At 61.9% G+C, this 6,768-nt stretch carries 6 protein-coding genes; 3 read left to right on the top strand and 3 right to left on the bottom strand.

All coding sequences use genetic code 11. The features are described from left to right. The coding region (locus QW887_RS34320) for a Fic family protein (RefSeq protein ID WP_316196145.1) at positions 1-387 on the top strand (387 nt) is incomplete at its 5' end. 294 nt (positions 388-681) lie between these two features. Continuing rightward, on the top strand, positions 682-1,158 hold the full coding sequence (locus QW887_RS34315) for a hypothetical protein (protein WP_316168046.1): 477 nt from the start codon (positions 682-684) through the stop codon (positions 1,156-1,158). Between the two features lie 62 nt (positions 1,159-1,220). Here the strand turns inward: QW887_RS34315 and QW887_RS34310 are convergent, their stop codons facing one another. Together QW887_RS34310 and QW887_RS34305 are read right to left on the bottom strand one after the other, a co-directional pair. Beyond that, positions 1,221-2,120, bottom strand: a complete 900-nt coding sequence (locus QW887_RS34310) for a hypothetical protein (RefSeq protein WP_316168047.1) — start codon at positions 2,118-2,120, stop codon at positions 1,221-1,223. A gap of 1,364 nt (positions 2,121-3,484) precedes the next feature. Then, on the bottom strand, positions 3,485-4,978 hold the full coding sequence (locus QW887_RS34305) for an FAD-linked oxidase C-terminal domain-containing protein (RefSeq protein ID WP_316174945.1): 1,494 nt from the start codon (positions 4,976-4,978) through the stop codon (positions 3,485-3,487). 208 nt (positions 4,979-5,186) lie between these two features. On the opposite strand from QW887_RS34305, the gene cycA reads away from it, so the two are divergent. After that, positions 5,187-5,582: a cytochrome c-550 CycA gene (cycA, locus tag QW887_RS34300; protein ID WP_315716648.1), complete on the top strand. Its 396-nt coding sequence runs from the start codon at positions 5,187-5,189 to the stop codon at positions 5,580-5,582. 65 nt (positions 5,583-5,647) lie between these two features. Here cycA and QW887_RS34295 read toward each other — a convergent pair whose 3' ends face one another. After that, positions 5,648-6,607 (bottom strand): alpha/beta hydrolase, encoded by a 960-nt coding sequence (locus QW887_RS34295; protein ID WP_315716647.1) that lies wholly within the window; start codon positions 6,605-6,607, stop codon positions 5,648-5,650. Positions 6,608-6,768 lie beyond the last annotated feature (161 nt).

The following is a 6,768-nucleotide window of genomic DNA, read 5'->3' as shown; positions in this document are numbered from 1 at the left end:
TCGCCAGCTGACAGGCCCGGCTCCAGCCGGCGAACGCGGTGGGCCGCCAGCTACACCACGCTTGGGGACACGATCAAGCGGCTTTTCACGAAACTCGCGAACGACAACTTCCTGCAGGACCTTTCGCCGACGGAGTTTGCCAGGAAATCGGCAGAGTTTCTCGCAACCCTCAACGTGATCCATGCCTTCAGGGAAGGCAACGGCCGCACGCAGCTCTCGTTCTTTCTTCTGCTGGCAGATCAGGCCGGGCACACCATCGACCTCGATGCCCTCGATCCGGATGCCTTTCTGCATGCGATGATTGCGAGCTTCGACGGCGATGAGGCGCCTCTCGCCGCCGCCATTCAAGGGCTCATTGAAGATGAGGATCCGAGAGAGTTGTCGTAACCGGCAAGCCTTCCGTCCGGTGAAAGCGTCGCAATTTAGTGTAGACCAGCAGAGTCACCGTAATCCCCGTGGACGACGATAAGAGCAAGGCGGGCCGTGCGCGATCTGCGTCGAGCGTTTGCACCGCAATGCCATACCTCATGGCGGGATCACCGCCCCCGTTCCTAAGGACCGGCGAAAAGGAGACAGTCAGCGCAGAACAAAGCTGTCTTAGTAGGGCTTTCGTTTTGGTAGCGGCTCTGAAATAGTGCACGCTTTGGTACGTCGCTCGGGCGTCCTGTTATTGGGGGCACTATGCTGCTCGATTATCGAATTTGGCTCAGGATCGCACTACGATGTGTAATCGAGTTTGGACCTCCCGCGGCGATAGCAACCTATTCAACTTGGCCTAACGTAACCTCGTCGTGGGTCAGCTTTTCGGCTGCCTTTGTCGGTGTCGGACTATTCTGGTGGAATTTTTTACGCATCCAGTACCAACAAACGAACCGATTCGCTCAGGACAAGGCATCCGATCAGATCGAGCAAGTACACGGCAATCTTGAGGATGTTAAAGGTATGCTTGCCGCCATTATTCCTCTAGTTGATCGCGGCAATCTTTCACCCGAGCAGACAATCGAGGTTTCCAAAGTCGTCCATCAGGCCAACACCGCCATCGAGACAGCGAACAACGCCCTCGAAACATTTCACAGAAAGTCCTTCAACTTTAGTTTTGGCCCCCTCTCTTACACGAGTGAAACTCGCACGAGGCCATCGAAGAAAAAGGCCCTTTAGTTCACCGGAATCCGCCCTATAGAAACTGCTCCGGAATGGGCTTTCCCCGGATTTTCCCCGGCCTACTTGTCTTCCCGCGGGGTCATCTGAGGCCCGAACATATCCGGCGCGTGCTCCTGCAGCTTCTTTCGCACCAAATCGAGGTCGTAATCTCGTTCATACCTAGTGCCGTTATAAACAATCACCGCGCGGAACTTGCCCCACTCGTTCATGAAAGCTTTGATGGGGATGGGAGGATTCCAAACGGCGTCAAGATGGACGGGTGCACCAGGCGGGATATCAACCTTATCAACGGGAAAGTAACCCTTGTTCGCGACGTTAGCCTGAAGCTGCAGCTTGTGCCCTGTCAGCCCTGAGGTGACATATGCCTCTGTGATCGAAACTGACTCGGTGCTGGTCCCCCAAAAAAGCGCGCCATTCACGACGAATCCGTCCGCGGCCCAACTTACTACAAAGAGCTGCTGCGCCTCCGGCGAGTTCCATCTTATTGGCCCTCCGCTCGGAGGAGTCGCCGAAGCAGACTTGGAGAGAGCTTCATCTCTTTCTTGATTTGCCTTCGCAAGATCGCGACTCATCTGGCGCACTTGGGTCGAGAGAGCATCAATCGTGCGTTGCGTATCCTTATCTTCGGCGACTTGGCTGATTGGCTTCGATTCGTTTTGAAGAACCGGCGGCGAGGACAGCCGAAATATGCCAAGTCCCAGAAGCACCGCTCCTGCAATGATGCATGCCCAAGTCAGCAATTGTGATCGCCTCTTATGGCTCGATGCAAGCTCTTCTACAATGTGCAACTTTACGGCAAGTATGAGGGCAACAATCCAGGCCGCGCCCAAAATAGCTGCCTGATTATAGTGCCCTTCAGTCACTCTCTCGAAGGTTACTAGAGGTAAGATCCAAAGCGTATTTCCAAGGGCGTTACGGCCCGCACTTGACCATGATGATGGTATTTCAGCGTCTGCCATAGGGGATCGATCTATCAGCTGGCCTTAAGGCGGCGACGGCTGACCTTCCTGGCACCGGCAAAGATCTGTCCGCCGCGCCTCCGCCCGCCATCATGTGTCTATAGCGATCCGCCGAGTCGGTCCTCTTATAAAGAGTTTTGCGGCGACAGGACTATTCCCCTGATAATCCACCGGCAACAAACGTGTCCGCGGCGCCTCTTCGCCGGTGGGCGATGAACAATATTGCATGCCCTCTTCAAGACTTCGGCACGAATCGACAAGCGAACGGCAGACGGCCGCTTCATTCACCGTGAATACGCCGTGCACGATGGGCGCCCCCACTACATAACCAATTGATTTGTAGCGCAAATAACTATTGACCCGTTCCCTTCACACGGGAGATGTCCAAGGCCGATCCCTTGAGCGCTCATTATTTCGAACCAGAAAGATGTAGGCTTTTCGGATCGTCGGGCAAATCAGCTTTGCGATTTTCGCGCGATCTCACTGCCCAAGGAACGGCCGGCCGCGGCAAAATCGCTCCCGCGCAAGAGCTAATTTCGCGAGCTATTTCAATGCGGAGTAGCAGCCCCCTCCGAACGGTGAAATTTCCTCTTTCGTTTTCCCAGAAATTGTGTAATCCTCCGCCCATCCCGCCTCACCGAGAGGGGCGTACGCGCGGTCGTCACGATATGCGAGGCGGGGATGCGGTGGCCGTGTCGGGTCGCAGCGTGGCTTCGGTCATGCCGACGAACGACTGCGATGCGGACGTGAAATCGTGTGGTCCTGGCCTCCCGGTGCTGAGGCCAAGCGGGTGATGCCCTTTACGGGGCACGCAGGCGACGGGGGCAAGAACGCCGGTCCCCGAGGAGATCACGTATAAGCGTTAAGACCGCCGCGCAGGGAATGCCGGATGTTCGGCTGAACCTGTGGTACCTGCCGCCTGCATTTTTTTCGCAGGCGGGCCATGGGTGAGGCCTTCACCCGGCATTCCCTGCGCCCTCTCGCTTGTTTTGGAGGGCGATGTCGATGGCATCACTCGGGCGGAGCACGTCGCGGGAACGTGGACGTGCGTCTGCGGACGGAGGTGGATGCGATGAGGTCAGCTTTCTCCACGTCATTGCGGGGCATCGCGCAGCGATGAGCCCGGAATCCATAGCCACAGGCCGATGTTGTTGGAACGGGATGGAGCTGCCGGGCTGCCCCACACATCGGCCCGTGGTTATGGATTCCAGGCTCGCCCTGCGGGCGCCCCGGAATGACGTGGGGAGAGAGCGTCAGCGCTCGCTGCACCGGCGTTGCGGCGCAAGGCGATCGACGATTGGCGCGCGTGAGGCTCGCGAGAGTCCGGGCGAAAGATGAGAATCTCCTGCCCGCCCGCGCCCTTTTCAGAACCGCGGCAAATCCGGAAACGCGAGCTTGCCGCCATGGACATGCATCCGCCCAAGCTCGGCGCAGCGGTGGAGGGTCGGGAACACCTTGCCGGGATTGAGCAGGCCCAAATGATCGAACGCGCACTTCACCCGCTGCTGCTGGTTGAGGTCGATCTCGGAAAACATCTCCGGCATCAGGTCGCGCTTCTCGATGCCGACGCCGTGCTCGCCGGTCAGGACGCCGCCGAGCTCGACGCAGCAGCGCAGGATGTCGGCGCCGAAGGCTTCCGCGCGCTCCATCTCGCCCGGCTTGTTGGCGTCGTAGAGGATCAGCGGATGCAGATTGCCGTCGCCGGCATGGAACACGTTGGCACAGCCGAGCTGGTACTTCTCCGAGAGCTCGCGGATGCGCGCCAGCGCCTTCGGCAGCGCGCCGCGCGGGATGGTGCCGTCCATGCAGAGATAGTCCGGCGAGATACGCCCCACGGCCGGGAACGCCGCCTTGCGGCCGGCCCAGAACAGGTTGCGCTCGGCCTCGGAGGTCGAGATGCGGCAGGTGGTCGAGCCGCAGCCGTTCGCGATCGCCTCGACGCGGCCGATCAGCTCGTCGACCTCGACGCCGGGGCCGTCGAGCTCGATGATCAGGAGCGCCTCGACGTCGAGCGGATAGCCGGCATGAACGAAGGCTTCGGCGGCGTGGATCGCCGGCTTGTCCATCATCTCCATGCCGCCGGGGATGATGCCGGCGCCGATGATGCGGGCGACGCATTCGCCGGCGGCCTCGACCTCGGCGAAACCGACCATCAGGGCGCGGGCCGTCTCCGGCTTCTGCAGGATGCGCACCGTCACCTCGGTGACCACGCCGAGCAGCCCTTCCGAGCCGGTGATCAGGCCCATCAGGTCATAGCCGGCGTTCTCGGTGCACTTGCCGCCGATGCGCAGGACCTCGCCGGTCATCAGCACGAACTCGCAGCCGAGCACGTTGTTGGTGGTCATGCCGTATTTCAGGCAGTGCACGCCGCCGGAATTCTCCGCGACATTGCCGCCGATCGAGCAGGCGATCTGCGACGACGGGTCCGGCGCATAGTAGAAGCCGGCATGCGCCACCGCCTGGCTGATGGCGAGATTGGTGACCCCTGGCTCGGTGACGACGACGCGGTTGTCGAAATCGATCTCGCGGATGCGCTTGAACTTGCCGAGCCCGAGCAGCACCCCGTCGGCGAGCGGCAGCGCGCCGCCGGACAGCGAGGTGCCCGAGCCGCGGGGAACCACCTTGATGCCCTGCCCGTGGCAATACTTCAGGACCTGCGAGACCTGCGCGGTGGTCTCCGGCAGCACCACAACCATCGGCGGCTGGCGGTAGGCCATCAACCCGTCGGACTCGTAAGGCAGCATCTCGGCAGCGCTGTCGATGACGCCTTCGCCCGGCACGATCGCACGCAGTGCAGCAACGATCTCGTCGCGGCGCGCCAGCACCGCCCGATCAGCTTCCGGCATCATGATCGCCATCGCGTTCCTCCGGCCCTCGATTTGTGCTGGCATATCAATCACAACGGAAACGGTTTGGATAGGCAGCGGATCCGCATCGAAGTTTGCGGCAGAGCAACAAGCTCCGCCATTATGCTGATTTGCCTCAGTGCTTCCCCGCTTGTGCGTCGCCTGAGGCCATGCCACAACCTGCGCGCAAACTCGTCTCGTAACCCACAGAGCCTGATCCATGAAGAAAATGACTTTGAGCGCGCTCGTCGTCCTCGCCTCGTCGTCGCTGGCATCTGCCGCGCTGGCGCAGGATGCCGCCGCCGGCAAGACGTCCTTCAACAAGTGCCTGCCCTGCCACGCGATCGGCGAGGGCGCGAAGAACAAGGTCGGCCCGGAACTCAACGGCCTCGACGGCCGCAAGTCGGGCAGCGCGCCGGACTACAACTATTCGGAAGCCAACAAGAACTCGGGCATCACCTGGAACGAGGCGGTCTTCAAGGAATACATCAAGGACCCTAAGGCCAAGATCCCCGGCACCAAGATGACCTTCGCCGGCATCAAGAACGAGACCGAGATCAACAACCTCTGGGCCTATGTCTCGTCGTTCGACAAGGACGGCAAGCAGAAGCAGTAAGCGGCCGCCGGCCGACACGTCACCTCGACTGCAAAGCCCCGGCGGACCGCCGGGGCTTTTTCACATCACGGCGCCACGGCGTCGGCCAGGGTCACCGCGGCGACGATCCGGTCGACCTCGCCGGCCACCAGCTCCGGCACCGCGTTCTGGACCATGTGCCCGAGGTCGGGCAGGACGATCAGGCGGCTCTGCGGCACGACCCGCGCGAGCGGGCGGGAATGGATGTCGGTATAGACCGTCCGGTCGGCCCCGCCCGCCACGATCGTGACCGGGACCTTGATCTCGCCATAGCGCGGCGCCTGCTCGATCACGGCCTGCTTCAGGGTGACGAGATCGCGGGCATTGGCCATGAACTCGCGCGGGCGCAGCAGCAGCGGCGTCGCGGTCCGGTCGACGAAATCGTCCGGCATCGCCTGCGGCGCGAACACGCCGCGGGCGCCGGGCGCCATCAGCGCCAGGCCGAGCGGCAGCGTGATCGTGTGCGCCAGCAACGGCCCGACCACCGGCGTCGTGACGGCCTCGTTGTAGCGCCCGACCCCGCCCCGCCAGGGATAGGCGACCGGCGCCAGCATCACGAGGCCCGCAACCCGGTCGGGGAAGTCGAGCGCCATGCGCAGGCCGAGCGCGCCGCTCCAGGAATGCACCACCAGGACGACCTGGCCGACGCCGAGCCGCGCCAGCACCTCGTCCAGCATCCGGGCCTGAGCCGCGGGCGTGGAATCCTCAGGCCGCGCGCGCGGGCTCCAGCCGTGGCCGGGACGGTCGACCAGGAGCACCCGGTGGCGCTGCGCCAGGAGATCGCCCAGCGGACGGCGCATGGCTTCGAGGTTCGAGCTCGCCCCATGGAGCAGCAGGAGCGGCGGTCCAGACGCGTTGCGCGGCCCGATATCCACAAGATTGATGGTCGCACCGGCCACCGGGATCGCCTGCCCCTGCTGCGGATAGCGCTTTTCGACGATCGCAATACCGGCCCGCGTGGCCAGTGCGAGCCCACCGAGAACGACCGCAATAGTGATTGAAATCATTGATATTTTTCTACGTGTCACGCTGACAGATACGGAGCAGAACGAAGGCGGTTGCGCGGGAAAGCGCGCAATTCCACGTCCCGTCAAGCCAATCCTGTCATCATGGCGTCGTCGGCCATTTTATAACCATGGTCGGGACATTTCCTCGCAATCGGCTGATG

Origin of the sequence: Bradyrhizobium sp. SZCCHNRI3052 (assembly GCF_032484895.1) — a bacterium.
Classification (GTDB): Bacteria; Pseudomonadota; Alphaproteobacteria; order Rhizobiales; family Xanthobacteraceae; genus Bradyrhizobium.
Note: the sequence above shows the minus strand (reverse complement) of the source record. Positions and strands in the feature narration are given on the sequence as shown.

Coding starts and splice junctions, on each gene's coding strand:
- QW887_RS34315 (WP_316168046.1), top strand. CDS start 682: ATGCTGCTCGATTATCGAATTTGGCTCAGGATCGCACTACGATGTGTA.
- QW887_RS34295 (WP_315716647.1), bottom strand. CDS start 6,607: ATGATTTCAATCACTATTGCGGTCGTTCTCGGTGGGCTCGCACTGGCC.
- cycA (WP_315716648.1), top strand. CDS start 5,187: ATGAAGAAAATGACTTTGAGCGCGCTCGTCGTCCTCGCCTCGTCGTCG.
- QW887_RS34305 (WP_316174945.1), bottom strand. CDS start 4,978: ATGGCGATCATGATGCCGGAAGCTGATCGGGCGGTGCTGGCGCGCCGC.
- QW887_RS34310 (WP_316168047.1), bottom strand. CDS start 2,120: ATGGCAGACGCTGAAATACCATCATCATGGTCAAGTGCGGGCCGTAAC.